This window comes from Methylobacterium crusticola (assembly GCF_003574465.1).
GTDB lineage: Bacteria > Pseudomonadota > Alphaproteobacteria > Rhizobiales > Beijerinckiaceae > Methylobacterium > Methylobacterium crusticola.
Genome location: NZ_QOWC01000040.1, coordinates 19,881 through 46,245 on the forward strand (window position 1 = coordinate 19,881; position 26,365 = coordinate 46,245).

Sequence of the window (26,365 nt, forward strand, 5' to 3'; positions counted from 1 at the left end):
CCGGGTGGGCAGAGGGCTGCCCCCGCCGGGCGGGCCACCCCCGGCGGGCCGGGCGGCCCCCGGCGGGCCGGGCGGGGGTTCACGCGCCCTGCTCCCGCAGGTGCGCGACGAAGTCCTTGGCGAAGGGGGGCAGGGCGGCGAGGTCGCGCACGCAGATCGTCAGGTCGCGCACCGCCCAGGGATCCTCGAGGGCGACGATCGCGATCGCCATGGTGCGGGCGGCGCGCCGGGCCGTGGTCTCCGGCACGATCCCGAGGCCGGCCCGGCACTCCACGAGGCGGCAGACCGCGTCGAAGCCGCGCAGCTGCACCCGCAGCCGGAGCGGCCGGCCGATGCGGCCGGCCTTGCCGGCGAGGAACCGCGTCAGGGCGCTCGCCCGGTCGAGCCCGACGAGGTCGTGGCCGAGCACCTCGGCGAAGCTGACGGCGGCGCGCGCCGCCAGGGGGTGGTCGCTCGCCACCACCAGCACGAAGCGGTCGCGCCGGAACGGGAAGGTCTGGAGGCTTCCGGTCTCGACGGTGCCGGCGACGAGGCCGAGGTCGGCCGCGCCCTCGGCCACGAGGCCGACGATCTCGTCGGAGAGCCGCTCCTCGATGTCGACGCTGACCCCCGGATGCAGGGTCAGGTAGGCCGAGAGCGCCTCGGGCAGGAACTCGGTCAGCGCGTTGGTGTTCGACAGGACGCGGATCTGCCCGGCGGCGCCCCCCGCGTAGGCCGCGAGGTCCGCCTGAAGGCGCTCCACCCCGGACAGGATCGCGCGGGCATGCGCCAGCAGCGTGCGCCCGGCCGGGGTCGGGGTGACCCCCTGGCGGGCCCGCGTCAGGAGGGCCGCCCCGAGGGAGGCCTCCATGGCGCGGACGCGGTGGCTCGCCGCGGCGAGCGCGAGGTTGGCCCGCCCCGCCCCGTGGGTGATCGATCCCGCCTCGACGACGTGGCGGAAGAGGCTGAGATCGACGAGGTCGAAATGCATGGCCGCGCTCCCGGAAGACTCGGGATGATGCCCGATTCTTTCGCCGAACGCGAAGGCACCGCGCGCCCCGGGCCGAGGGCGCGTCCCGCCGCCGCCCCGGGCGTATCCTTCGCCGGACGCGAAGCCTGGGTCAACGAGAGCCGCATTGCGAACCGGACCAGTTCCAAGGAGGAATGGCGCGCCCGCGCTGCGCCGCCCCGGACGGCCGGTCGCGTTGCGCACCGGTGACGGAGCCGGTACGTGACCTAGTTTAGAGCCGGTACAGCTTCACGGACCCCCGAAGGATCGCAACGATGGCCGACACCGCAAGGCCCCCATCCCCCGGCAGGCCGGTCGTCCGGCCGCTCTCGCCGCACCTCCAGATCTACCGCTGGACCTGGACGATGGCGATGTCGGTGGTGCACCGCATCACGGGCGTCGCGCTCTACGGCGGCACCGCGCTGGTGGCGATCTGGCTCGTGTCCCTGGCGGCGGGCCCCGGCGCCTACGGGCCGGTGGCGTGGTTCTTCGGCTCGATCCTCGGGCGGCTGATCCTGTTCGTCTACACCTGGATCCTGATGCACCACATGCTCGGCGGCATCCGCCACCTGGTCTGGGATTTCGGCCACGGCATGGAGCCCGGCACGCGCATCGCGATGGCGAAGTACACCCTGGTGGGCTCGGCCGCGCTGACCCTGGTGATCTGGGTCGTCGGCCTTCTGGCCCGCTGAGAAGGAGCGTTCGCGATGGTCGACAACCGCCCCGAGATCCGTCCCTCGATCCGCACCCCGCTCGCCCGCACCAAAGGCCTCGGCCCGGCGCACCACGGCACCCGCGAGTGGTGGCTCCACCGCGTCACCGCGGTCTCGAACGTGCCCCTGATCCTCGCCTTCGTGGTGATCGTCGCCCTGATGGCCGGCCGGCCCTACCCGGAGGCGGTGCAACTCCTGTCCCAGCCCTTCGTGGCGATCCTGCTGATCCTCGGCGTGATCTCGGTCACCAACCACATGCGGATGGGCCTTCAGATCGTCATCGAGGACTACGTCCACGACAAGGGACTGAGGATCGCCGCCGTGATCGCCAACAACTTCTACTGCGTCGTCGTCGCGGTTGCCTGCCTGTACGCCATCGTGCGGGTGAGCCTGCGGGCCCTCGCGTGACCCTTCAGCCCTAGGAATCGACGCCATGGCCACCACCGCATCCCCCGCGCCGGCCCGGAACGGCACGGCGTACACCATCATCGACCACACCTTCGACGTGGTGATCGTCGGCGCCGGCGGCGCGGGCCTGCGGGCCACCGTCGGCTGCTCGCAGGCGGGGCTCCGCACCGCCTGCATCACCAAGGTGTTCCCGACCCGCTCGCACACCGTGGCGGCGCAGGGCGGCATCTCGGCCTCCCTCGGCAACATGGGGCCGGACGACTGGCGCTGGCACATGTACGACACCGTGAAGGGGTCGGACTGGCTCGGCGACCAGGACGCGATCGAGTACCTCGTGCGCAACGCCCCGGCGGCGGTCTACGAGCTCGAGCACTGGGGCGTGCCGTTCTCCCGCACCGCCGAGGGCAAGATCTACCAGCGCCCGTTCGGCGGCATGACCACCGAGTACGGCAAGGGCACGGCCCAGCGCACCTGCGCGGCGGCCGACCGCACCGGCCACGCCATGCTGCACACCCTCTACGGCCAGGCCGTGAAGGCGCAGACCAACTTCTTCATCGAGTACTTCGCCCTCGACCTGATCATGGACGAGGACGGCCGCTGCCGCGGCGTCATCGCCCTCGACCAGGCCACCGGCGAGATCCACCGCTTCCGCGCCGCCATGACGGTGCTGGCCACCGGCGGCTACGGCCGGGCCTACTTCTCGGCCACCTCGGCCCACACCTGCACGGGCGACGGCAACGCCATGGTGCTGCGCGCCGGCCTGCCGCTCGAGGACATGGAGTTCGTCCAATTCCACCCGACCGGCATCTACGGCGCCGGCTGCCTCATCACCGAGGGCTCGCGGGGCGAGGGCGGCTACCTGACGAACTCCGAGGGCGAGCGCTTCATGGAGCGCTACGCGCCCTCCGCCAAGGACCTCGCCTCCCGCGACGTGGTCTCGCGCTCCATGACCATGGAGATCCGGGCCGGCCGCGGCGTCGGCAAGAGCAAGGACCACATCTTCCTGCACCTCGACCACCTCGACCCGAAGATCCTGCACGAGCGCCTGCCCGGCATCTCGGAATCCGCCAAGATCTTCGCGGGCGTCGACGTGACCAAGGAGCCGATCCCGGTGATCCCGACCGTCCACTACAACATGGGCGGCATCCCGACGAACTATCACGGCGAGGTGCTGACCCTGAAGGACGGCAACCCCGACCACGTCGTGCCGGGCCTCATGGCCATCGGCGAGGCGGCCTGCGTGTCGGTCCACGGGGCGAACCGCCTCGGCTCGAACTCGCTCATCGACCTCGTGGTGTTCGGCCGGGCCGCCGGCCTGCGCTGCGCCGAGACCGTCGAGGTCAACGGGCGCCAGCCGGAGCTCGCCCGGGACTCGGCCGACAAGGCGCTCGCCCGCCTCGACCGCTTCCGCTACGCCAGCGGCGGCACGCCGACCGCGGAGCTGCGCCTCGAGATGCAGAAGACGATGCAGAACAACTGCGCGGTCTTCCGCACCGGCGAGGTGCTGGAGGAGGGCAAGGGCCTGATCCACAAGGTCTGGGCCGGGACCGAGAACATCCAGGTCACCGACCGCTCGCTCGTCTGGAACTCCGACCTCCTTGAGACGCTGGAGTTCGACAACCTGATCGGACAGGCGGTGGTGACGATGGAGGCGGCCGCCAACCGCACCGAGTCCCGCGGGGCCCATGCCCGCGAGGACTTCCCGGACCGCGACGACAAGCAGTGGATGAAGCACACCCTGACCTGGCTCGACCCGGACGCCCGCAAGGTCGCCATCGACTACCGCCCGGTGCACACCTACACGATGTCGAACGACATCGCGTACATCGAGCCCAAGGCGCGGGTGTACTGAGAGTCGACCAGCCATGCCTCAAGTCGGAACGATCGGCCACAACAGCCGCCGCGGGGGGCGAATGTACGCAATCGTTTTTGATTTCGACACGGAAACGCTCAAGCAACTCTACCCGAGTTCATCCTGGAACAATGCCTACGCAGACGTGAGGAATTATCTCACGTCCCGCGGCTTCGAGTGGAAGCAGGGTAGCGCCTATTTCGGTGACGAAACCGTGGATGCGGTGCGGTGCGTGCGCATCGTGCAGCGGCTGTCGCGTCGATATCCGTGGTTCAAGCCGTCCGTTCGCGACATCCGCATGCTGCGCATCGAAGAAAACAACGACCTCACGATTGCCCTCGATGACGAGGATGAAGATTAGCATGGCCCAGTTCAACCTTCCCAAGAACTCCCAGTACTCCGAGGGCAAGTCCTGGCCGCGTCCGGCCGGGGGCAACCTGCAGGAATTCCGGATCTACCGCTGGAACCAGGACGACGGCGCCAATCCGCGCATCGACACCTACTACGTCGATCGCGACGATTGCGGCCCGATGGTTCTCGACGCGCTGCTGTGGATCAAGAACAAGGTCGATCCGACCCTGACCTTCCGGCGCTCCTGCCGCGAGGGCATCTGCGGCTCCTGCGCCATGAACATCATGGGGCAGAACACCCTGGCCTGCACGCTCGGCATCGACGATTGCAAGTCCGGGCAGATCAAGATCTACCCGCTGCCGCACATGCCGGTGCTGAAGGACCTGGTCCCCGACCTCACGACCTTCTTCGCCCAGCACGCCGCCATCGAGCCCTGGCTCCAGACCGAGACGCCCGCCCCCGAGGCCGAGTGGCGCCAGACCCCGGAGGACCGGGCGCGCCTCGACGGGCTCTACGAGTGCATCCTGTGCGCCTGCTGCACCACGTCGTGCCCGAGCTACTGGTGGAACGGCGACCGCTTCCTCGGGCCGGCGGCCCTGCTCCAGGCCTATCGCTGGCTGATCGACAGCCGCGACGAGAACACCGGCGAGCGGCTCGACACCCTGCACGACCCCTTCCGGCTCTACCGCTGCCACACGATCATGAACTGCGCCAACACCTGCCCGAAGGGCCTCAACCCGGCCAAGGCGATCGCCGAGATCAAGAAGATGATGATCGCCCGCGAGGTGTGAGCGGGACGCATCGCCACCATCGGGTGCGGCCGGCTGAGCTTTGCCGGCCACACCCTGCCGAAAAGGCGCCCTCGGGCGCCTTTGTCGTCCCGGGGACCCTGCCGCCGCCTTCGCGGGATCGTATTTCCCGCCGAGGACGGCCCGCAACGGCCGCTCGGCCCGGCGGGGCGAGCGGCCTCGACGGGCCGCAGATCCCAGGACCCCACGATGTCGCGCCAGCTCCTCCGCAACCTCGCCGCCCTGGCCCTCGCCGCGGGCATCGGCGCCTGCTCGTCCTCGCGCTTAGACACCGGGGGGCTCGGGGCGTCGCGGCCGGTCGGCCGGCAGGCGGCCCGCCAGCTCCCGCCCGAGCCGGAGGCGGATTTCGGCGCGCCCGGCCTGTCCTCGGGTCCCGTCACCTCGGCCCCCCTGGCGCCGCCCCCGGGGCTGAGCGCCGCGCCCCCCGGCCCGGTCGTCGCCGGCCCGGGCCCGATCATGGCCGAGCCGGGCCCGTCCCCGGTGCAGCAGCAGGCCGCGGTGGCCCCGCCCCCGACGCCCGTCGTGGGCGGGGGCGGGCGCTCGGCGGTCGTCGGCGGCTGGACCGCCAAGGACGCCACAGGGGCGAGCTGCCGGGTCAACCTCGCGAGCACGCCGGCCCTCGACCTCTACAAGGCCTCGTCGACCGGCTGCGCCAACAAGGACCTCGCCAAGGTCTCGGCGTGGGATTTCCGCGAGGGCGAGGTCTACCTCTACCAGCCCGGCGGCACCGTCGCGGCGCGGCTGCGCCCGGCCGGCGGCGCCATGGACGGGGCGCTCTCGAAGTCCGGCGCGCCCCTCGCCCTCGTGCGCTGATCCGGCCCGGCGGGGGAGCCGCGCCTCAGGTCCGGGCGGCGAGCCGCAGGGTCGGGTCCCGGCGCGGGGGCGCGGCCTCGCCGGAGAGGCGCCGGCAATCCGCGATCGTCGAGCGGGCGGTCTCGATCGCGATCACCACCGCCGCCATGGTGCGGGTGTCGGTCTCGCGCTCGCGGGTGTAGCGGACCACGTCGGCCGCGAGGGTGTCGACCTCGCCCGTGAGGACGTCGAGGCCGGCCGCGTCCGCCGTGCGGGCCTCGGCCAGGATCTCGAGCAGGCGGTCCATCACCACGTCGATGCGCTCGCGCCGCAGGCGCCGCAGGCGCTGGCGCGCCCAGGCGGTGGCCGAGCCGAGGCCGCCGCCGAGCACCGCGAGCAGGTAGATCCAGTCCCCGTAGCGCTCGAGGAAGCCCTGCTGCTCGCGCTCGTAGTAGTCGATCGCCCCGGGATGGATCGGCATCCGGGCGCTGGTCGCCGCGGCGGTGGTCTCGTAGGCGGGCGCCGCCACGTAGTCGGCCGCGGGCGTGGCGTCGGAGAGGCGCGAGCGCAGCTCGAACAGGTGCTGGGTGACGTCCGCCGCGAGGGTGCGGTTGAGGGACGCCCGCGCCATCAGCCGGTAGGAGGCCCCGATGGTCTTCACCTCCTCGGCCGGCACCTTCGGGCTGCCGCCGAAGAGGCCCGCCGGCACCGTCACGGACTGGAGCCGGGGCAGGCGCTCGATGATGGCGGCCCCGTCCGGCACGTCGACGAAGTCCACCTTGCGCTGCCGGCTCGCCGCCTGGACGATCCCGACGAGGCGCAGCGCCATGGGGGCGGCGGGCGCGATGATGGTCACGAGGGCGTCGATGCGCTTCTGCGCGAAGGCCGCCGGCAGGTCCGCCTCCGCCACCTGCACGAGGCGCACCTGCCCGGCCGGGACCGGCCCGCTGCCCTCGCTCTGGAGCGTGAGCCCGTAATAGCCGACGAGGCTCTTCAGGAGCCAGAAATCGGCGTCGCGGTGGGCCAGGATGCCGAGGCGCTTGCGGGCGAGGGCCGGGAAGGAGGTCAGGCCGGAGGGGGAGGGGGCGGCGATGATCATCGCCTGGTCGCGCAGGATCGCCAGGGTGAGGCCGTTCGACGGCAGGTCGACGTCGGGCCGCACCACCGCGAGGTCGGCCCGGCGCTGCTCCATGGCCTGGGCGCTCTCGCGCACGTCGTCGAAGGGCAGGATCTTGAGGCGGACGCTCCGGCGCGAGGCCGCGAGGGCCTCGGCGTAGGCCTGGATCAGGGCCGGCTCGGTGCCGTCCTTGGGCGCGACCGCGATCGTCAGCACCGTGGCCTGGGCGAAGTAGAGGGCGAGGCCGGCCGCCATCGCCAGCACCAGGGTGGTGACGAGGAAGATGCGCTCGGGCCTGAACGCGGTGCGCGACATGGGCGGCGGCGGCTCCTCCGGAGCCTGCCGCGGCGGCAGGCTCGGATGGAGTGGAACGGGCCGCGGGCGGGTCGGGTTGCATGCCCGATCGTCGCGCCGGGCGCCGGCGGTGGACAGGCGCGCGGTTCGGCGCCAGGGTCGGGCCTCGTCGCGTGCTGAAAGCGCGCCGCACGGGGCCGGAGAGACCGCATGACGACGTTGGCCGAGGAGGTGGCGCTGGCCTACGGCTCGCCCGCCGTGATGATCGACCTCGGGGTCGTGGAGCGCAACGTCGCGCGGGCGCAGGCGGCCTGCGACGCCGCCGGCCTCGGCAACCGGCCCCACATCAAGACCCACAAGAGCCCCGTCCTGGCGCGGCTCCAGCGGGAGGCCGGCGCCCTCGGCCTGACCTGCCAGACCCTCGGCGAGGCCGAGGTGATGCACGCGGCCGGCCTCGACGGCATCCTGATCAGCTACAACCTCCTCGGCCCCGACAAGCGCGGGCGCCTCGCCCGCCTCCTGCGCGAGACCGACCTCACGGTGAGCGCCGACCACCCGGCCGTGGTGGCGGGCTACGCCGAGGCCGCGGGCGCCGCCGGGCGCCCCCTCGACGTGGTGGTGGAGTGCGACACCGGCCGGGGCCGGGCCGGCGTCGCGACGCCGGCCGAGGCCGTGGCGCTCGCCCGCACCATCGCGGAGAGCCCGTCCCTGCGGTTCGCCGGCCTGCTGCTCTATCCCCCCGACGGGGCCGTGGCGCAGGCCCAGACCTTCCTCGACACGGTGCGGGCGGGCCTCGGCGAGGCCGGGCTCGAGGCCCGCATCGTCTCGACCGGCGGCACCCCGAACCTGCGCCACCTCGGGGCGCTCCGGGGCGCGACCGAGCACCGGGCCGGCACCGCGGTCTTCAACGACCGGATGATGATGGCCTGCGGGGCGGCGACCCTGGCGGATTGCGCCCTCGACGTCGTGGCGACGGTGGTGAGCCGGGCGGCGCCGGGCCGGGGCATCCTCGATGCCGGCTCGAAGACGCTGACGGCGGACCCGGGCGGCGGCCTCGACGGCTACGGCCTGATCCGCGAGTTCCCGCGGGCCCGCATCGCGAAGTTCGCCGAGGAGCACGGCTTCCTCGACCTCTCGGGCTGCCCGGAGAGCCCGGAGGTCGGGGCGGTGGTGCGCGTGGTGCCCAACCACGTCTGCGTCGTGGTGAACATGGCCGACCGCCTGGTCGCGACCCGGGACGGGCGCATCGTCGGGGAGATCCCGGTGGCGGCCCGGGGGATGAGCCGCTGAGGGTCCGGCGCGCCCGCCCCCGCGGCGTCCGGGCCGGGCGGCCCCGGGGCCGCCCTCACGGGTTGACCCGCACCCCCACCAGGTAGGTGTCGGAGTGGTAGCTCGACCCGACGGCGTTGCTGCGCAGCATCTCGTGGGCGTAGCTCGCCCGGATTCCGAGCCAGCGGTTGAGGCGGTAGTCGAGCTTGACGCCGGCGATGTAGCCCTCCTCCTTGATGTTCGCGCCCTGGTAGGTGTTGCTGTAGACCGTGCCGGAGAGCGTCAGGCGCAGGTTGCGGCGCAGGTCGTGGGTGACCTCGGCGAGCGCGCTGCGGGTCAGGATGCCGCTGGCGCCCAGCACCACCGTCTCGGTCACGCCGGTCGCGGCGCCGAGCCGCACCGCCGTGAGCGGGGTCACGGCCCAGAGCAGGGCCCCGTCGACCACCGGCCCGGAGAGGTCGCGCAGGCGGGTGTCGGCGTAGGTGCGCTTCAGGTAGCCGCCGGAGATCTCGCCGGTGACGAGCCGGCTCACCTCGAAGGTGGTGCCGCCCCTCGCCGTGATGCCGTCCGAGTCGCGGCGGTAGCCGTTGAAGTCGACCGCGAAGTCGTGGACGCGGGTATCGAGCAGGACGTCGACGAAGGGGGTGAAGCCGGGCCGGATCTCGTAGCCGGTGCGCAGGCGCAGGCCGTACTGGTTGGCGTTGCGGTCGCTCTGGCGCAGGATGGTGCCGTTGGTGAGCTCGGCGTCCTCGAAGGTCTGCCGGTCGACGAGGCCCGCCACCGTGACCTGGAGCCGGTTGAAGGTCTGCGTCGCCCCAACGGTGCCGCCGTAGGCCGCGACCACCGGGCGGTCGCGCACGGCGGCGCTGAGGTCCGGGCTGCCCGCCCGCTGGGTGGTGACGAGGTAGCGGCCCTCGACGTCGACCCGGGTGTCGCGGGCGACGTCGAGGCGCAGGCGCACGGCCCCGTCGCCGTCCGGGCGGTTGGCCGCCTTGTTGTCGGGGTACTCGCTGTAGCCGCCGCGCAGCTCGCCCGAGAGCTGGTGGGACGACCAGTCGCTCTGGAGGCGCAGCTCGCCGTCGGTGCGCAGGGCGAGCGAGGCGCGCCGCAGCGAGGCGCGGTCCGGGTTGGTGTCGTAGCCGATGCCCTGCTGGAGGGCCGGGTAGAGCGTCACGCCGCCGACCCGGATGCCGAGCGGCGAGTAGGGGTCGAGGGGATCGACCGGGCGCCGCCGCAGCAGGATCGGCACGAGGCCGATATCGGGCAGGCCCGAGACCGGGAACTGCACGGTCGGGCGCAGGCGCAGGTCCTCGGGCGGGACCTGGGTGATCTGCCGCACGAGGGCGGTGGTGGGGGGCCGCGAGCGGCGCCGGGGCGGCGTCCGGGGCCGGCTCCCGGCGCTCGCCGGCGCGGCCTGGGCGCGGAAGCCGGCGCCCCGCAGGGCGAAGGTGGCGGGATCCTGGGCGCCCGGCGCCCCGAAGGCCGGGGACGCGCCGCCCCCGAACGCGCCCGTCGCGCCAAAGGGCGCCGCGCCGGAGGGCGCCGCGCCGGACGATGCCGCGCCGGAGGCCCCCCCGCCGAGGGGCGCCGGGCCGGACGCGGTCTGGGCGAGGGCGGGCGGGGCCGCGAGGAGCAGGATCACGAGCGGCAGGGCGGCGCCCGCCGGGCCGGGCCTGCGGCGGCTGTTCCCGGATCTCGGCCGCTCCTGCACCACGGGCGCGCTGCTCCGCTCCTCCCGGAACCTGAGCGGCGCCGGACCATCATGGTTAAGAGCTCTACAACACGCGAGGTTAACCGCCCGTAACCGGGGCGTCGCCCGCGCCTGCCTCCGGCCGAAACGGCCGCGCCGCCAAGGCCTTGCCCGGCCCTGCCAGGACCTGCCCGCGCGCGAGAAGGGCGCGCCGCGCCGGGGCGGCGGGTGCGAGGCCGCGCCGCCCGGGTCAGGGCGCCTCGAGCGCGGCGAGGCCGGGCGCGCCGCGGCCGAAGCGGAGCCAGAGCAGGGCCGAGGCCACCACCACGAGGGCCGCGAGGCCGAGGGAGAGCGCGAGCGCCGCCGCGTCGCCGAGGCGCGCGATCACGACCGCGTAGGCGAGCGGCGCGGCCGCCGAGAGCAGGAAGCTCGGCGCCAGGAGCCGGCCGACCAGGGTGCCGTAGGCGGCGGGCTCGAACAGGACGAGCGGCACCGTGCCCCGCACGATGGTGAGGAGCCCGTTGCCGGCCCCGTACAGGAACGCGAAGGCGAGGCCCGCGGGGGTCGAGACGCCCGCCAGGAAGCCGAGCGCGAAGGCGACCGGCAGGACCAGCGCCGCCAGGAGCCCGAGGGCGAGCGGGCTCATGCGGCGCCCGAACAGGACCTCGCCGAGGCGCGCGCCGGTCTGCCCGACGCCCCGCACGCTGCCGATCCAGACCGCGAGGGCCGGCGCCACGCCGAGGCCGATCAGGATCGGGATCATGTGGGCCGAGAGCGCCGCGTTGAGCACGCTCGCGGCCGCGGCGGCGAGGGCGTAGAGCCGCGCCGCCAGGACCGCGTCGGCGGGCGCCTCGCCGACCGGCCAGAGCACGCTCGAGGCGAGGCCGCCGAACAGGGTGACCTGCGCGACGGGCCGGCGCGCCCCGGCCCCGCCGATCCGCGCCAGGGCCGCGAAGGCCGCCTCGTAGAGGGTCATCCGCATGCCGAGGCCGAGCACGGCCCAGGCGGCGTAGTAGCCGGCCGGGCCCGCCGCGGGCTGAGCCCGGCGAGGCCCGCCGCGAGGCTGAGCCCGGCGAGGCCCGCCGCGGTGACGACGGAGCCGGCGCTCATCACGGCCCGGCCGCCCAGGCGGTCGATCGCCCGCCCGACCGGGGCCGAGGCCAGCCCCATCACCAGGAGGCCGGCCGAGAAGCCCCCGTAGGTGAGCGCCGGCGAGAGGCCGAGATCGGCGCCGATGCGCGGCCCGAACACCCCCGACGAGGTAGTAGCTCACGCCCCACACCACGAGCTGCCCGAGGCCGAGCCGCAGGACGAGGCCGGCGCCAATCACCGCCCCGCCGCCGCGGCGGGCGCATCGGGGGGCGCTTCAAGGGGCGGCTCCGGGGGCGCCTCCGGGGGCTCGTCCGCGCCGGGCCCGAGCGCCCGCTGCATCAGCACCGTGTCGAGCCAGGTGCCGTGCTTCCAGCCGACGGCGCGCAGGACGCCGACGGACGCGAAGCCGAGGGCGGCGTGCAGGCCGATCGAGGCGGTGTTCGCCGAATCCCCGATCACCGCGACCATCTGGCGGAAGCCCGCCTGCGTCGCCGCGGCGACCAGCCCGGCGAGGAGCAGGCGCCCGAGGCCCTGCCCGGCATGGTCGGGATGCACGTAGACCGAGTTCTCGACGGTGGCGCGGTAGGCCGGCCGCGCCCGGTAGGGCCCCGCGTAGGCGTAGCCGAGGACCGCGCCGTCCCGGACCGCCACCAGGTAGGGGTGGCCGCCCGCGACGAGCCCGGCGCGGCGCCGGCGCATCTCGGCCTCGTCGGGCGGCTCGAGCTCGAACGAGGCCCGGCCGGTGCGCACCGCGTGGGCGTAGATCGCCGTCACCGCGGCGATGTCCCCGTCCAGGCATGGCCGCAGGGCCGCCCCGCCGTTCCCCCCGACCGTCATCGCCCCGCGCCCTCCAGCCCAGTCCCCGGCTTCTGGCACGGGACAGCCTCGCCCGCACCTTCTGGCCGCGGCCGCCAGCCCTTATATCCGGGATCATGCAGAGCCCATCCGAGAACCGCGCGGCCGTGCGCCGCCTCGACCCGGTGCTGGTCGACCGCATCGCCGCCGGCGAGGTGGTCGAGCGGCCGGCCTCGGCCGTGAAGGAGCTCGTCGAGAACGCCATCGACGCGGGCGCGGGCAGCGTCGCGGTGACGATCGCGGCCGGCGGGCGGCGGCTGATCCGGGTGGTGGACGACGGCCAGGGCATGAGCGCGGAGGACCTCGCCCTGGCGGTCGAGCGCCACGCCACCTCGAAGCTGCCCGACGGCGACCTCGACCGCATCGACACCCTGGGCTTCCGGGGCGAGGCGCTGCCCTCCATCGGCGCGGTGGCGCGCCTCACCATCACGTCGCGCGTGCCGGGCGCCGAGAGCGGCCACAGCATCGTGGTGGATGCCGGGCACAAGGGCCCGGTGCGCCCGGCCGCCGCGCAGGGCGGCACCCGCATCGAGGTCACGGACCTGTTCTCGGCCACGCCCGCGCGGCTGAAGTTCCTCAAGTCCGACCGGGCCGAGGCCGGAGCGGTGGCGGAGATCCTGCGCCGGCTCGCGGTGGCGCATCCCCAGATCCGCTTCTCCCTCGGCGGGGAGGGCGTCGGCGCCCTGACGTTTCCGGCCGAGACCGGGCCGGGCTCCTGGCTCCGGCGCCTCGTGGCGGTGCTCGGGCCGGAATTCGGCGCGAATTCCGCGCCCCTGAGCCTGGAGCGGGAGGCCTTCGCGCTCGACGGCCATGTCGGCCTGCCGACCTTCCACCGGGCCGCCGCCACCCACGCCCACTTCGTGGTCAACGGCCGCCCGGTGCGCGACCGGCTGCTGCTCTCCGCGGTGCGGGGCGCCTACGCCGACGTGATGGCCTCCGACCGGCACCCGGTTCTGGCGCTCGCCCTCACCTGCGACCCGGCCCTCGTCGACGTCAACGTGCATCCCGCCAAGACGGAGGTGCGCTTCCGCGACCCGGGCCTGGTGCGCGGCCTCATCGTCAGCGCCATCCACGAGGCCCTGCGCCGGGAGGGCGGGCGCAGCGCCGGCACGGTCGCGGCCCGCACCCTCGAGAGCCTGCGCCCGGCGCACGGATCCGCCCGCGCGAGCCTGTTCGCGCCGCGCGAGGCCGGGCCGGCGATCCTGTCCGGGTCCGGCCGCCCGGAGGAGTTCGCGCGCGATTTCGGGCGGCCCGCGCCCGAGCGGCCCGGCGGCCCCGGCCGGCCCGGATCCGGGGCGGACCCGGCCAGTCCCGGGGCGGACCCGGCCGGCGACACGGCGGGCTTCGGCGAGGAGGGCCAGGCCCGCTTCGACGGCGAGTTCGCCCTGCCGAGCGCGGACTTGCGCGCCCCCGCCCCGTCGCCGGCCGCCGAGGAGGCCCATCGCCTCGGCGCCGCCCGGGCGCAGCTGCACGAGACCTACATCGTCGCCCAGACCGCCGACGGGATCGTGATCGTCGACCAGCACGCCGCGCACGAGCGCCTCGTCTACGAGCGGTTGAAGCGCGAGCGGGCGGCGGGGGGCATCGGCCGCCAGCTCCTGCTGATCCCCGAGGTGGTGGAGCTCGATCCCGCCGAGGCCGACCGGCTGGCCGAGGCGGTTGACGCGCTCCGGGATCTCGGCCTCGTGCTCGAGGCCTTCGGCCACGGCGCCGTGCTGGTGCGCGAGGTGCCGGCCGCGCTCGCCGCCGGGGGCGCGCGCGCCCTCGTGACCGACGTGGCGGACGCCCTCGCGGAGGGCGGCGCCGACCCTCTCGCCCGCCGCCTCGACGCGGTCCTGTCGCGGATGAGCTGCCACGGCTCGATCCGGGCCGGGCGCCGCCTGCGGCCCGAGGAGATGAACGCCCTCCTGCGCGAGATGGAGGCGACACCGCTCTCGGGCCAGTGCAACCACGGCCGCCCCACCTACGTCGAGCTGAAGCTCGCGGACGTGGAGCGCCTGTTCGGGCGGCGCTGACGGGTTTCCCTTGTCCACGCGGGTTGAGCGGGCCTCCCGCGGGAGCATCGACTCCCGCCGCGGGGCGTCAGCTCCCGCCGCGGGGCGTCAGCTCCCGCCGGGTTCCCCCCGCCCAGTCCGGGATCCCGGGTCGCCGCCCGCCTCGCCGCGCCCGGCGGCGCGCTCGCGCCTGAGCTCGCGCTCGGCCAGGAGCCAGAACTCGACCTCGAAGCCCTCGGGCCGATGGTTGCGCTCCCAGAGCTCGTAGGCGCGCTCGCGGATCTGCTCGAAGGTGATCTCGACGGCCGGTTTCATCGCGGGATTCCCTCGCGTTGATGCGATCTGGGGTGGGCGCGGCCGCGTCGGCGGGCCGCGCGGGTCGGGTCCGGGCCCGTCCCGGGGCGCGGCTGCGCCGGGCGGTCCCGCGCTCATCGGGGCGCCGCGACGGCCGCACGGGCGGCCTCGATCAGCTCGGCGCCGAGCGCGTCGTCGTTGACCGCCCGCGCCAGGACTACGGCTCCGACCAGGGTCGACAGGGTGGCGCGCGCCCGCACGCGCCGGCGCTCCCGGGCGGCCCGGGGCAGCAGGGCGGCGATGGTCTCGGCGAAGCGCCGCACGCCCGCCGTGAAGGCGTTGCGGACGGGGCTGTCCGGCGCCTCGCGGGCGACGTCGTCGACGCGTGCCGCGAGGGGGCAGCCTCGCCCGGGCCAGCGCAGGTGGTCCCCCGAGAGGTAGAGCGCCACGAGGGCGTCGAGGGCGCCGCCGCGCTCCTGCTCCAGGGCGCAGGCGACGGCCTCGCCCGCCAGGGCGTCCCGGGACGCGAACTGGCCGTAGAAGCCGCCGTGGGTCAGGCCCGCCTGCGCCATGATGTCGGCCACCCCGACGCCGTGCAGGCCGCGCTCGCGGAACAGGGCCGCGGCGGCCTCGACGACCGTCTGCCGGTTCAGCTTCGCCTGCTCCCGGGACACCCTGGGCATCGCGATCCCTTCTCGCCGTCGGGCCGTGGGTCCGGACCATGACCAAGATGGAGGCGGATCGCCCGGCCGCCAGTCGTCGCCGCCGCCCGGGCGTCAGGACCCGGCGGCCGCGTGCCCGGCCGCGCCCGCGCGGGCGGCGTCCGCCGGCAGCGGAGCGCCAGGAGGCCGGGCGCCAGGAGGCCGGGCGCCAGGAGGCCGAGCGCAAGGAAACCGAGGGTCAGGGGGCTCTCAGGTCCATGGGCCGGGTCCTCGCAGGCCGGCACCAGGCGCCGGTTTTTATATGATGATCATCATTTCTTATCGGGGCAGTCGCCCGGGATTGGCGGCGGCGCGGCGGCGGGCCGGGCGTGTGCGGTGCCGCACATGCGGGACGGCGCGGGTGCGGATTCCCGGCGGGCGGGGCCCGGGAGACACTTGCATCATGAAAGTGACTCGCTATACGGAGGGCATGGAACGCAAGAGCTTCGGACCCATGCAGTGCCCCATCGCCCGCAGCCTCGAGCGCGTGGGTGAGTGGTGGAGCATCCTCATCCTGCGCGACGCCCATTACGGGCTGACGCGCTTCGACCAGTTCGCGGCGAGCCTCGGCATCGCGCCGAACATGCTGGCGCGCCGCCTCAAGGCGCTGGTCGAGGCCGGCCTCCTGGAGCGCCGGCGCTACAGCGAGCGCCCCCCGCGCGACGAGTACGTCCTGACCGAGCGCGGGCGCGACTTCCGGCCGGTGCTGCTGAGCCTGCTCGCCTGGGGCAACCGGCACTTCGCGCCCGAGGGCGCGAGCGTCGCCCTCGCCGACCCGGCGACGGGCCGCGCCATCGACCCGGTGCTCGTCGACCGCGAGACCGGCATCCCCCTGAGCCGGAGCGGCGTCCGCGTGGTCGCCGGGCCGGCCGCGAACGAGGCGATGCGCCGGCGCCTGACCGAACGCCCGACGCTCTGACCCGCCGGCACGGCGCAGCGAGGCCCCCGATGAGCAGCCAGGAACCCGAGCCGGATCGCCGCGCCGGGACGGGGGACGGCCCCCGGCCGCCCCGCCGCCGCGGCGCCCGCGCGCTCCTCCTCGCGCTCGCCCTCGCGGCGCTCGCGGGGGGCGGCCAGTACGGCCGGCACTGGTGGACGACCGGCCGCTTCCTCGAGACCACCGACGACGCCTACGTGGGCGGCGACGTGACGGTGATCGCCGCCAAGGTCCCGGGCTACATCGCGGCCCTGGCGGTGAGCGACAACCAGGCCGTCGCCGCGGGCGAGCTCCTGCTGCGGATCGACGACCGCGACTACCGCGCCCGCCTCGCCAAGGCCGAGGCCCAGGTGGCGAGCGCCGAGGCGACCCTCGAGAACCTCGACGCGACGCGGCGCCTGCAGGAGGCGACGATCGCGGGCGCCCGGGCCGAGATCGCCGCGACCGAGGCCGAGACCGCCCGCACCCGCTACGACTTCGTGCGCTACCGCCAGCTCTCCACGAGCCAGTACGCCTCCGAGCAGCGCTTCCAGCAGGCCGAGGCCGACCACCGCAAGGCCGATGCCGGGGAGGCCAAGGCCCGGGCCGCCCTCGAGGCGGCCGAGCGCCGCCTCGCCGTCATCGACACCCAGAAGGCGCAGGGACGCGCCGCCCTCGACCAGGCCCGGGCCGAGCGCGAGGTGGCGCGCCTGAACCTCGCCGACACGGAACTGCGCGCGCCCGTCGCCGGCGTGGTGGGCAACCGCAGCGCCCGCACCGGCGCCTACGCGGCGGCGGGCGCCGGCCTCGTCGCCCTGGTGCCGGCGCGGGGCCTCTGGGTCGACGCGAACTTCAAGGAGAGCCAGCTCGCCCGGATGCGCCCGGGCCAGCGCGCGACGATCGTCGCCGACGTGCTGCCGGACACCACCTTCACGGGCCGGGTCGCCAGCCTCGCGCCCGCCACGGGCGCCCAGTTCAGCGTGCTGCCGCCCGAGAACGCCACCGGCAACTTCACCAAGATCGTGCAGCGCGTGCCCGTGCGCATCCTGCTCGACGGCGACGGCGGGGCGCTCGGGCGCCTGCGCCCGGGCCTCTCGGTCACGGCCGCGATCGACCTGCGCGACCCGGGCGACCCGGGCCGGGACCGGGCCGGCCCGGCGGTGGCCCAGGCCGCGCCGTGAGCGCCGCCGCCCCGGCGGCGCGGCCGCCCCTGTCGGAGGCGCGCAAGGTCTTCGCCTTCGCGGTGATGTGCGTCGGCTTCTTCATCGCGCTCCTCGACATCCAGATCGTCTCGGCCTCGCTCAAGGACATCGGCGGCGGCCTCTCGGCGGGTCCCGACGAGGTCGCCTGGGTCCAGACGAGCTACCTCATCGCCGAGATCATCGTGATCCCGCTCTCGGGCTTCCTCGCCCGGGTGATGTCGACGCGCTGGCTGTTCTGCGCCTCGGCGGCCGGGTTCACGGCCACGAGCCTGCTCTGCGGCTGGGCCTGGGACATCGAGAGCATGATCGCGTTCCGGGCGCTCCAGGGCTTCCTCGGCGGCTCGATGATCCCGACCGTGTTCACCACCGCGTTCGCGTTCTTCCCGGGCAGGAGGATGGTGGTGGCCGCCGCCACCATCGGGGCCCTGTCGTCGCTCGCCCCGACCCTCGGGCCGACGGTCGGCGGCTGGATCACCGACCACTATTCCTGGCACTGGCTGTTCTTCGTCAACCTCGTGCCCGGGCTGTTCGTGGCGGTCGTGGTGCCCCTGATGGTGCGGGTCGACGCGCCCGAGCCGGCGCTCCTGCGGACCACCGACTGGCTCGGCATCGTCCTCATGGCGCTGTTCCTCGGCTGCCTCCAGTACACCCTCGAGGAGGGGCCGCGCTGGAACTGGACCGAGGACGCGACGATCCGGGCCACCGCCTGGATCTCGGGCGTCGCCGGCCTCGGCTTCGTCTGGCGCAGCCTCACCTACGCCCATCCGATCGTCGACCTGACGGCCCTGCGCAGCCGCAACTTCGCGCTCGGCTGCCTGTTCTCGTTCGTCACCGGCATCGGGATCTTCGCCACCATCTACCTGACGCCGCTGTTCCTCGGGCGCGTGCGCGGCTTCAGCGCCCTGCAGATCGGGCTCGCGGTGTTCTCCACCGGCGTGTTCCAGGTCATGGCGATCCCGGTCTACGCGGTCCTGGCGCGCCGGGTCGACCTGCGCTGGCTGATGATGTTCGGGCTCGGCCTGTTCGGCCTCAGCATGTGGTCGTTCACGCCGATCACCCACGAGTGGGGCTGGCGCGAGCTGCTGCTGCCGCAGGCGATGCGGGGCTTTGCCCAGCAATTCGCCGTGGCGCCGACCGTGACCCTGACCCTCGGGGGCCTCGCCCCGGCCCGGCTCAAGCTCGCCTCGGGCCTGTTCAACCTGATGCGCACCCTCGGCGGCGCGATCGGGATCGCGGCCTGCGCGACGATCCTGAACGACCGCACCAACCTGCACTTCCTGCGGCTCGCCGAGCACCTGACGCCGGCCAACGCCGCCATGCAGGCGCTGCTGCGGGGCGCGCAGGCGCGCAACGCCGTCCTGTTCGCCGGCGACCCGGCCCGCGGCGACGCCGCCGGCCTGCGGCAGCTCTGGGCGCTGACCTACCGCGAGGCCCAGACCCTCACCTTCGCGGACGCCTTCGCGGCCATCACGGCCTGCTTCGTCCTCGCGACCGCGCTGGTGCCGCTGATGCGCAAGGTCGCCCCCGCGGGAGCCGCCGCGCCGGATGCCCATTGAGGCGCCGGGCGCGGCGGCTCCCGCGGGCCGGGCACGAGATCGACGCCGTCCCGGTGCCTTCAGCGCAGCGCGACCCCCGCGAGGACGGTCCGGCGGGCACCCATCCGGGCTCCAGGCCGGGTTGCCTGCGCTCATCCCCGCCACATAACTGTTAGATCGTGCGGCATCTTTCCAGCGCACCCGAGAAGGTGTACCGTTACTATCCCAAGTTGAAACATCGCCCATAGTTCGGATCGAGAGGCAGAGCGCTGCTCCCCGCGATCTGTATTAGGCCATTTCCTTCCACACTGCCCGAGCATACGCGTCGGCCCAGACGTCTGTATTTACAATCTATTCTAATGGAATTTGTGAAATAATTCTTTTTCGCAAGATCTATTCAATACAGACCAAGATCTGTAATATCTTATATATTCAAATACACAGAAATTTTTCCAAATATAAGATCGCCAGCATATTGTAAGGTATGGATCGAATTTGGTCCACAGAATTAATTATTCTAGATATTATTCGAAATCTGGAGGAGATACACAATGAAAACCTGTCGCTGCTTAAACTGCATCACACCCCCACACCTGCTCAGAAAGCTGCTCGAGAGCGAGGACAAGGCCACCCGCGACGCCGCGCTCAACACGCTCGTGAGCTCGGCACGCCTGCGCGGCGAGCGCTCCATCCGGTCGACGTTCGGGGTCGGGGTGTCGACGGCTCCGGCGAGCGGTCGCCGCAGCATCTTCGACTGCCGCGGCGGGACGGACCTCGGCCAAGCCACTCTCGTGCGCACGGAACAGGGCGAGACGTCGTCGGATGCATCCGTCAACAAGGCGTTCGACGGCCTCGGCAGGACGCGGGACTTCTACCGGGAGGTCTTCGAGCGCGATTCGATCGACGGCAGGGGTATGCGCCTCGACGGCTACATTCACCGCGGCCGCAACTACAACAACGCGTTCTGGGACGGTCAGGAGATGGTGTTCGGCGACGGCGACGGGATCATCTTCACCGACTTCACGGGATCCCTCGACGTGATCGCCCACGAACTCACACACGGCGTCACCGAGAACACGGCTGCCCTCGAGTATCGCGGGCAGTCCGGGGCTCTGAACGAGTCCATGTCCGACGTGTTCGGCTCCCTGGTCAAGCAATGGTCCGGCAACGAGAGTGCCGAGCAGGCGGATTGGCTCATCGGCGCGGACATCTTCACGCCGGGCATCGGCGCGGACGCGCTGCGGTCGATGAAGGCACCGGGAACGGCCTACGACAACCGTCTCCTCGGCAAGGACCCGCAGCCCGACCACATGAATCGGTTCGCCAACCTTCCGGACAACGGCGAGAACGACTTCGGCGGCGTGCACATCAATTCCGGCATTCCCAACAGGGCCTTCTTCCTGACGGCGATGGAGATAGGCGGTTACGCCTGGGAGGCGCCCGGGCTGATCTGGTACGAGGCGTTGAAGGCCTCGGTCCAGACGACGCAGTTCCAGGATTTCGCCGACACCACGTTCGCCAAGGCCGGCCAGCTCTTCGGAATGGGCAGCCAGGAGCAGCGGGCCGTCCAGGATGCATGGCGCGGGGTCGGGATCCGGGTTAGCGGCGGCACGGCCCGGCGGGGTCGCCACCGGATGATCGAGGCGGGCGGCATGGCCGCACGCGAGGAGAGCGACATCGCCGCCCTGGCGCGCCAGATCGCGGCACTGTCCGGGCAGGTGGCTTCCCTCTCCAGGGACCTGAGCGCGATGAAGCGTGGCGGCAACGGGGCGGCTCCGGAGATCCGCTCGGGACCGGGTGGTCGATCCCCGCGCTCCCAGGCCCCGGCCTGAGAGAAACGCCGGCCTGACGGAGAGGCCGGACGGAGTCAGGATGCGATCAGGCGCGGGCCTTGACGGGGCGGCGGCACCCGCCACTTCCTGACGTGAGAGCGCGAGGATCACCCGATGAAGATCGGCCTGGCGAAGCATGGCGGGCTGCTGGCGGGGTCCCGTCTGGGAAAGCCGCCCAGGATCGTGGACACCGAGACACTGGAGCCCGCTGCCGCCGCCGAACTCGCCCGCTTGGTGGCGGCCGCCAAAGCCGCGCCCGTCCCCGCACCGGCCCGGCCCGCGCCGGACGCCCAGAGCTACACCGTCACGGTAGAGGAGGACGGCCGGAGCACGGTTCTGAGGCAGTCGGATAGCGCTCCGTCCAAAGCCTTTGCGGACCTGCTCGCGTGGCTCGAGGGCCATCTCGGCGGCCCCTGAGGTCTCTGCGGGCCGGGCGGCCTGGCCCGCGCCGCGTCTGGTTCACCCACAGCCGACAAGTCGTGAGTTGGACCGCTTGCCATCGCACGCCTTTGCGGGCCGGAAGCACCCGTCTCGCGGCAACCTCCGTCTTCCACGCCTCGACGGTCCGATCCACCAGCGCCCGGACCTCGGGATCCCGGGCATGGTCCGGCGAATCCCGGCCCATGCGGATCGCGTCTTGGCGGGGGATCATGCCCGCGCAAGAAGTCCTTGCTGGTGGAGCGGACCGCCATCGCGCGGAGGATCCTCGGGCCGCCGATGCAACGCCCGCCCGCTGGACTGCCGCCCCGGCCAGCGCGGAGCGGCGCGGCGGGGAACTGGTGCGGTGCCAGGATCCCGCCGGGGACGTCCCCGGAGGTCAGTCGAAGCGGGCGCTGGCGGTGGCGCCGTCCGGGCCCGTGAGCTGCACGGCGCCTCTCGGCCGGGGGGGCAGGGACAGGGGCGCGGTGCCCGAGAGGCGGTTGCCGCCCGCGGGGACGAGGGCGATGCGGGCGGGCCGGCCGTCGACCACCAGGATCGCGGTCGCCCGGAAGCCGTCCGCCGGCACCGGCGCGACGGCGTCGGCGCCGGTGAGGAACAGCTCGAGGGCCGCCCCGCGCGCCACCAGCTCGACATGGGTGCGGCCGGCCTCGGCGATCCGGCCGCCGTTCGGTCCCGGCGCGGCGTGGCTGGCGTGCGGCGCCCCTCCGGCTTGCGCGAGGGCGGGGAGGGGCAGGGCGAGGAGAAGCAGCGCGAGGGCGGGGCGTTTCGGCACGAGGGGTCTCTCCCGGGGTCTCAGTAGCTGGCCGCGGGCGCCGGCTCGGCGTCCGCCGCTGGCGCCGGCCCGGCGTCCGCCGCGGGGATCGCGCGCAGGCGCTCGAGGGGGATGCCCGCGAAGCGCAGCACGAGGACGGGGGTCAGCACGGCGTCGAGCAGGGTGGCGCTGACGAGGCCGCCGAAGATCGTCACCGCGACCGGGTGCAGGATCTCCTTGCCGGGCGCCCCGGCGTCGAGGAGGAGCGGCACCAGCGCGACGCCGGCCGAGAGCGACGTCATCAGGACGGGCGCGAGCCGCTCCAGGCTGGCGCGGATCACGAGCTCCGGCCCGAACGGCACGCCCTCGTGCAGGCTGAGGTTGAGGATGTGGCTGACCTTGAGGATGCCGTTGCGGGCCGCGATCCCCGTGAGGGTGATGAAGCCGATCATCGAGGCGACGGAGAGCGGCAGGCCGGCGAGCCACAGGGCCGCGACGCTGCCGACGAGGCTCAGGGGCACGTTGCCCATGATGATGAGCGCGAGGACGGCCGAGCGGTAGCGGCTGCACAGGAGCGCGAAGACGAGCCCGAGGGAGAGGAGGCCCAGCGCCGCGACGGTGCGGCCCGCCTCCTCCTGGGCCTGGAAGGTGCCCTCGAGGCGCCAGAACCCGCCGGGCGGCAGCGCCGTGGCGGCGAGCTCCCGCCGGATCGCCCCGGCGAGCGCCGCGCCGTCCCGGCCGGGGGCGGCGTTGGCCTGCACGGCGAGGCGCCGGCGCCCGTTCTCGCGCAGGATCTGGTTGGGCCCGTCGGTCTCGCGGATGTCGGCGACCTGGCGCGCCGGCACCCGGCCGGACGGCGTCTCGATCAGGAGGTCGCCGAGGGCCTCCGGGGTGCGCTGCGCCTCGGGCAGGCGCGAGACCACGTCGAAGCGCCGCGGCCCGTCCGCCAGCACCGAGACCACCCGGCCGCTCGACAGGCGGCCGATCTGGTCGACGAGGGCGGCCGGCGCCACGCCGTAGAGGGCGGCCCGGGCGTAGTCGACCCGGATCTCGAGCTGCGGGATGCGCACCTGGCGCTCGACCTGGAGGTCGGCGAGGCCCGGGATGCGGGCGAGGCGCTCGCGCAGGTCCTCGGCGCTCGCCCGCAGGGCGTCGAGGTCGTCGCCGAAGAGCTTGACGGCGATCTCGGCCCGCACCCCCGACAGCATGTGGTCGAGGCGGTGGGAGATCGGCTGGCCCACGTTGATGCCGACCGGCAGCACCGCGAGGCGCCGGCGCAGGTCGGCCACGAGGGCGTCCTTCGGCCGGCCGCCGGGCCTGAGCCGGATCTCGAGGTCCGAGGAGTGCACGCCCTCGGCGTGCTCGTCGAGCTCGGCCCGGCCGGTGCGGCGCCCGACCGCCTCGACCTCGGGGATCTCGAGCACCAGGCGCTCGGCGATCCGCCCGGCCCGGCTGCTCTCGGCGAGGGAGATCCCGGGCTCGAAGGCGAGCGTGACCGTGAACGAGCCCTCGTTGAAGGCCGGCAGGAAGGCGCGGGGCAGGTGCCAGGCCGCGATGCCCGCCGCCAGCACCGCGCCGGCCGCGAGGCCGGCCATCAGGCGCGGATGCGGCAGGGCGCGCCGCAGCAGGGCGCCGTTGACGGCCTTGAGCCCGCGCAGGAGGCGGCTGTCGGCCTCCGGCCCGGCCCCCCGGCCCGCCAGCAGCAGGGAGGCGAGCGCCGGGGTCAGGGTCAGCGAGACCGCGAGGCTCGCCAGGATGGCGATGACGTAGGCCTGGCCCAGGGGCGCGAACAGCCGGCCCTCGATGCCCGAGAGGGCAAACAGCGGCACGAACACGAGCACGATGATCGCCGTCGCGTAGACGATGCCGGAGCGCACCTCGCTGGAGGCCTGCACCACCACGCGGAAGACCGGGCGCGGGGCGCCCTGCGCCCGGTTCTCGCGCAGGCGGCGGGCGATGTTCTCCACGTCCACCACGGCGTCGTCGACGAGCTCGCCGATCGCGATCGCCAGCCCCCCGAGCGTCATGGTGTTGATCGACAGCCCGGCGAGGTGGAACACGATCGCGGTCGCCAGCACCGAGACCGGGATCGCCGAGAGCGAGATCGCGGTCGTGCGCCAGTTCAGCAGGAAGCAGAACAGCACCACCGCCACCACGGCGACCGCCTCCGCCAGCACCCGGGCGACGTTGGCGACGGCGGTCTCGATGAAGTCGGCCTGGCGGAACACCACCTGGTCGGCCCGGATGCCGTCCGGCAGCCCGGGGGCGATCTCGGCGAGGGCCCGGGCGACCGCCCGGGTGAGCGCCACGGTGTCGGTGTCGGGCTGCTTCTCGACCGAGACGATCACGGCGGGCCGGCCGTTGTAGCCCGCCTCGCCGCGCTTGAACCTGGGGGCGAAGGACACCTCGGCGACCTGGGCGAGGCGCACGGGCGTGCCGTCCTGCGCGCCCACCACGAGGCCGCGCAGGTCCTCGAGGCTCAGGGTGCGGCCGAGGGTGCGGATCAGGATCTCGCGGGCGTCGCGGTCGGTGAAGCCCCCGCCCGCGTTGGTGCCGAACCGCTCCAGGGCCGCGTCGAGCTGGGCATGCGTCACGCCGAGCGCCCGCATCGCCGCCGGGTTCGGCCCGACGCGGAACTGGCGCACCTCGCCGCCGATCGGGATCACCTGGGCGACGCCCGGGATGGTGAGGAGCCGGGGCCGGATCACGAAGTCGGCCGCCTCCCGCAGGGCCATGGGCGAGGCGGCCTCGCTCGTGAGCGCCACCATCAGCACCTGGCCCATGATCGAGGAGACCGGCCCCATCTGCGGGCTCAGGCCCGGCGGGAGCTGCTCGCGCACCAGGGCGAGGCGCTCGGCGACCTGCTGGCGGTTGCGGTAGAGGTCGGTGCCCCAGGCGAACTCGACCGTCACGATCGAGAGGCCGACGCCCGAGACCGACCGCACCCGCTCGACGCCCGGCAGCCCGCTCATCCGGGTCTCGACCGGGTAGCTGACGAGCTGCTCCACCTCCGGGGGGGCGAGCCCCTCGGCCTCGGTCATGACCGTGACGGTCGGCCGGTTGAGGTCGGGGAGGACGTCGACCGGGAGGCGCGTGAGCGTGAAGGCGCCGTAGAGCACCAGCACGGCGGCGGCGGCGAGCACGAGGAGGCGGTTGCGCAGAGCGCCTGAGACGAGGGCGGCGAACATCGGGCGTCAGCATCTTCCGGCGGGGGGAGACGGGGTCGGCGCGAGGGAGCGCGTCGCCGCGGGGGCCCGGAGCGGCACCCGGATGGCGGCGCGATCGGGCGCCGCCCTAGCGGACCTGGGCCAGGAGCTCGGCCCCCTCGGTGACGATGCGCCGGCCCGGCGCGAGGCCGCCGGCGATCAGCACCCGGGAGGCGTCGAGGGGCGCGACCCGCACCGGGCGGGCCACGAAGCGCTCGGCGGCGACGTGCTCGTAGACGACGTCCTGGCCGTTGCCGGCCCGCACCACGCTCGCGCGGGGCAGGGCGAGGCCGGCCGTCTCCTCCCCGGTGGCGGCCAGCACCGTGACGAACTGCCCGATGCGCAGGGTGTCGGGCGCGTCCCGGACCGCGAACTGCACCGGCACCGCCTGGTCGCGGCCGGCGAGGCCCGAGCCCCGGTAGTCGAGGGTGAGGCTGCGCCCGTCGGCGAGGCGCGCCGTCGACGCGGCGCCGGGGGCCGGCGCCTCGACGCTCAGGGCCTCGAAGCTCAGGGCCTCGACCCAGAGGCGGGCCGGGTCGACGATCTGGAACACCATGGTGCCGGGCGCCGCCATCTGGCCCGCGACCGCCGCGCCCGCGGCCACGACCCCGTCGACGGGCGCGACGAGGGCCTCGGGCGCCTGCCGGATCGCGTCGAGGGCGGCGCGGCGGTCGCGCAGGCCCGACAGCTCCGCCCGGGCGTCGTCGAGCTGGATCTGCGCCACGGCTCCGCTCGGGGCGAGCTTGGCGTAGCGCTCGACCCGCCGCGCCACGATGGCGATCTGCTGGTCGAGCTCGCCCTGGCGCTGGCGCATGTCGGAGACGTCGACCGCCTGCACGGGCGGGGTCACGAGGGCCAGGACGTCGCCCCGGCGCACCCGCGTGCCGAGGCGCGGAAACGCGCCCGAGGGCGGCGGCGACAGCCGCCCGCCGACCGAGGATTGCACCACGCCGCTGGCATTCGGGTCCGGGATGATCCGGCCGGGCAGCGCGACGCTGCGGCGGAAGACGCCCTCCTGCGTCACGGCCGTGCGCAGGACGAGCAGGCGCTGCACCGGCTTCGGCACGAAGACGCCGCCGTCCGGCAGGCGCCGCGCGAGGTCGGGGTCCGCCCCCGGGCCGGCGGGCGCCGGGAGGGCCGCGTGGGCCTCCTCGCGGTGGCCCGCGCCGTCCCCCTCGTGGGCGGATGCCCGCGCGAGGGCGCCGGCGCCCAGGAGGAGCGCGGCCGCGACGGCGAGGAGGGCCGCCAGGGAGGCGCCGCCCC

General features: G+C 74.1%; 24 protein-coding genes. 13 read left to right on the plus strand and 11 right to left on the minus strand.

The window, feature by feature from the left end:
• Positions 1-79 precede the first annotated feature (79 nt).
• On the minus strand, positions 80-970 hold the full coding sequence (locus tag DT057_RS17025; protein WP_128563297.1) for a LysR family transcriptional regulator: 891 nt from the start codon (positions 968-970) through the stop codon (positions 80-82).
• A 293-nt stretch (positions 971-1,263) separates the two neighbouring features.
• Here DT057_RS17025 and sdhC point away from each other — a divergent pair, with 293 nt between their 5' ends.
• From sdhC to DT057_RS17055, 6 genes are all read left to right on the plus strand, one after another.
• Complete coding sequence (gene sdhC / locus DT057_RS17030) at positions 1,264-1,680, plus strand: succinate dehydrogenase, cytochrome b556 subunit (protein WP_128563298.1); 417 nt, start codon at positions 1,264-1,266, stop codon at positions 1,678-1,680.
• A 15-nt stretch (positions 1,681-1,695) separates the two neighbouring features.
• The gene (gene sdhD / locus DT057_RS17035) at positions 1,696-2,109 is read left to right on the plus strand and encodes a succinate dehydrogenase, hydrophobic membrane anchor protein (protein WP_128563299.1); all 414 of its coding nucleotides are present in this window, start codon (positions 1,696-1,698) and stop codon (positions 2,107-2,109) included.
• 25 nt (positions 2,110-2,134) lie between these two features.
• Positions 2,135-3,961 carry a succinate dehydrogenase flavoprotein subunit gene (gene sdhA / locus DT057_RS17040; RefSeq protein ID WP_128563300.1) on the plus strand — a complete coding sequence of 609 codons (1,827 nt, stop codon included), beginning with the start codon at positions 2,135-2,137 and terminating at the stop codon, positions 3,959-3,961.
• Positions 3,962-3,974: 13 nt separating this feature from the next.
• The gene (locus DT057_RS17045) at positions 3,975-4,322 is read left to right on the plus strand and encodes a virulence factor (RefSeq protein ID WP_238313868.1); all 348 of its coding nucleotides are present in this window, start codon (positions 3,975-3,977) and stop codon (positions 4,320-4,322) included.
• 1 nt (position 4,323) lies between these two features.
• Complete coding sequence (locus DT057_RS17050) at positions 4,324-5,103, plus strand: succinate dehydrogenase iron-sulfur subunit (protein ID WP_128563301.1); 780 nt, start codon at positions 4,324-4,326, stop codon at positions 5,101-5,103.
• Positions 5,104-5,310: 207 nt separating this feature from the next.
• Positions 5,311-5,934 carry an AprI/Inh family metalloprotease inhibitor gene (locus DT057_RS17055; RefSeq protein ID WP_128563302.1) on the plus strand — a complete coding sequence of 208 codons (624 nt, stop codon included), beginning with the start codon at positions 5,311-5,313 and terminating at the stop codon, positions 5,932-5,934.
• 25 nt (positions 5,935-5,959) lie between these two features.
• On the opposite strand, the gene DT057_RS17060 is transcribed toward DT057_RS17055, so the two are convergent.
• A complete protein-coding gene (locus DT057_RS17060; RefSeq protein ID WP_128563303.1) occupies positions 5,960-7,345 on the minus strand; it encodes a TAXI family TRAP transporter solute-binding subunit in 1,386 nt (461 codons plus the stop codon).
• 189 nt (positions 7,346-7,534) lie between these two features.
• Here DT057_RS17060 and DT057_RS17065 point away from each other — a divergent pair, with 189 nt between their 5' ends.
• Positions 7,535-8,614 (plus strand): alanine racemase, encoded by a 1,080-nt coding sequence (locus DT057_RS17065; protein WP_128563304.1) that lies wholly within the window; start codon positions 7,535-7,537, stop codon positions 8,612-8,614.
• A gap of 55 nt (positions 8,615-8,669) precedes the next feature.
• Here DT057_RS17065 and DT057_RS17070 read toward each other — a convergent pair whose 3' ends face one another.
• From DT057_RS17070 to DT057_RS17080, 4 genes are all read right to left on the minus strand, one after another.
• The gene (locus tag DT057_RS17070) at positions 8,670-10,307 is read right to left on the minus strand and encodes an outer membrane beta-barrel protein (RefSeq protein WP_128563305.1); all 1,638 of its coding nucleotides are present in this window, start codon (positions 10,305-10,307) and stop codon (positions 8,670-8,672) included.
• A 226-nt stretch (positions 10,308-10,533) separates the two neighbouring features.
• Positions 10,534-11,265: an MFS transporter gene (locus DT057_RS17075; RefSeq protein WP_238313869.1), complete on the minus strand. Its 732-nt coding sequence runs from the start codon at positions 11,263-11,265 to the stop codon at positions 10,534-10,536.
• Positions 11,256-11,534: a hypothetical protein gene (locus DT057_RS36835; RefSeq protein WP_238313871.1), complete on the minus strand. Its 279-nt coding sequence runs from the start codon at positions 11,532-11,534 to the stop codon at positions 11,256-11,258. Before DT057_RS36835 ends, DT057_RS17075 begins: the two co-directional genes overlap by 10 nt.
• 75 nt (positions 11,535-11,609) lie before the next feature.
• A complete protein-coding gene (locus tag DT057_RS17080; RefSeq protein ID WP_128563306.1) occupies positions 11,610-12,212 on the minus strand; it encodes a GNAT family N-acetyltransferase in 603 nt (200 codons plus the stop codon).
• A 95-nt stretch (positions 12,213-12,307) separates the two neighbouring features.
• Between DT057_RS17080 and mutL the strand changes: the two genes are divergently transcribed.
• Positions 12,308-14,245: a DNA mismatch repair endonuclease MutL gene (mutL, locus tag DT057_RS17085; protein WP_128563307.1), complete on the plus strand. Its 1,938-nt coding sequence runs from the start codon at positions 12,308-12,310 to the stop codon at positions 14,243-14,245.
• Positions 14,246-14,332: 87 nt separating this feature from the next.
• Here the strand turns inward: mutL and DT057_RS17090 are convergent, their stop codons facing one another.
• Together DT057_RS17090 and DT057_RS17095 are read right to left on the minus strand one after the other, a co-directional pair.
• Positions 14,333-14,539, minus strand: a complete 207-nt coding sequence (locus tag DT057_RS17090) for a DUF2934 domain-containing protein (protein ID WP_128563308.1) — start codon at positions 14,537-14,539, stop codon at positions 14,333-14,335.
• A gap of 113 nt (positions 14,540-14,652) precedes the next feature.
• The gene (locus tag DT057_RS17095) at positions 14,653-15,201 is read right to left on the minus strand and encodes a TetR/AcrR family transcriptional regulator (protein ID WP_128563309.1); all 549 of its coding nucleotides are present in this window, start codon (positions 15,199-15,201) and stop codon (positions 14,653-14,655) included.
• Between the two features lie 448 nt (positions 15,202-15,649).
• Here DT057_RS17095 and DT057_RS17100 point away from each other — a divergent pair, with 448 nt between their 5' ends.
• The 5 genes from DT057_RS17100 (at position 15,650) to DT057_RS17120 (ending at position 21,121) form a co-directional block, all read left to right on the plus strand.
• Positions 15,650-16,138 carry a winged helix-turn-helix transcriptional regulator gene (locus tag DT057_RS17100; RefSeq protein WP_128563318.1) on the plus strand — a complete coding sequence of 163 codons (489 nt, stop codon included), beginning with the start codon at positions 15,650-15,652 and terminating at the stop codon, positions 16,136-16,138.
• A 29-nt stretch (positions 16,139-16,167) separates the two neighbouring features.
• Entirely contained in the window at positions 16,168-17,316 is a 1,149-nt protein-coding gene (locus DT057_RS17105; protein ID WP_128563310.1) for an HlyD family secretion protein, read from the plus strand.
• Positions 17,313-18,893, plus strand: a complete 1,581-nt coding sequence (locus tag DT057_RS17110) for a DHA2 family efflux MFS transporter permease subunit (RefSeq protein WP_128563311.1) — start codon at positions 17,313-17,315, stop codon at positions 18,891-18,893. Before DT057_RS17105 ends, DT057_RS17110 begins: the two co-directional genes overlap by 4 nt.
• A gap of 530 nt (positions 18,894-19,423) precedes the next feature.
• A complete protein-coding gene (locus DT057_RS17115; RefSeq protein ID WP_128563312.1) occupies positions 19,424-20,704 on the plus strand; it encodes a M4 family metallopeptidase in 1,281 nt (426 codons plus the stop codon).
• Positions 20,705-20,818: 114 nt separating this feature from the next.
• The gene (locus tag DT057_RS17120) at positions 20,819-21,121 is read left to right on the plus strand and encodes a protealysin inhibitor emfourin (protein ID WP_128563313.1); all 303 of its coding nucleotides are present in this window, start codon (positions 20,819-20,821) and stop codon (positions 21,119-21,121) included.
• 400 nt (positions 21,122-21,521) lie between these two features.
• Here the strand turns inward: DT057_RS17120 and DT057_RS17125 are convergent, their stop codons facing one another.
• The 3 genes from DT057_RS17125 to DT057_RS17135 form a co-directional block, all read right to left on the minus strand.
• Positions 21,522-21,917 carry a hypothetical protein gene (locus DT057_RS17125; protein ID WP_238313872.1) on the minus strand — a complete coding sequence of 132 codons (396 nt, stop codon included), beginning with the start codon at positions 21,915-21,917 and terminating at the stop codon, positions 21,522-21,524.
• A gap of 20 nt (positions 21,918-21,937) precedes the next feature.
• Positions 21,938-25,084: an efflux RND transporter permease subunit gene (locus DT057_RS17130; protein ID WP_128563314.1), complete on the minus strand. Its 3,147-nt coding sequence runs from the start codon at positions 25,082-25,084 to the stop codon at positions 21,938-21,940.
• A 106-nt stretch (positions 25,085-25,190) separates the two neighbouring features.
• Positions 25,191-26,365: efflux RND transporter periplasmic adaptor subunit (locus tag DT057_RS17135; protein ID WP_128563315.1), on the minus strand; the 1,175-nt coding region annotated here is incomplete at its 5' end.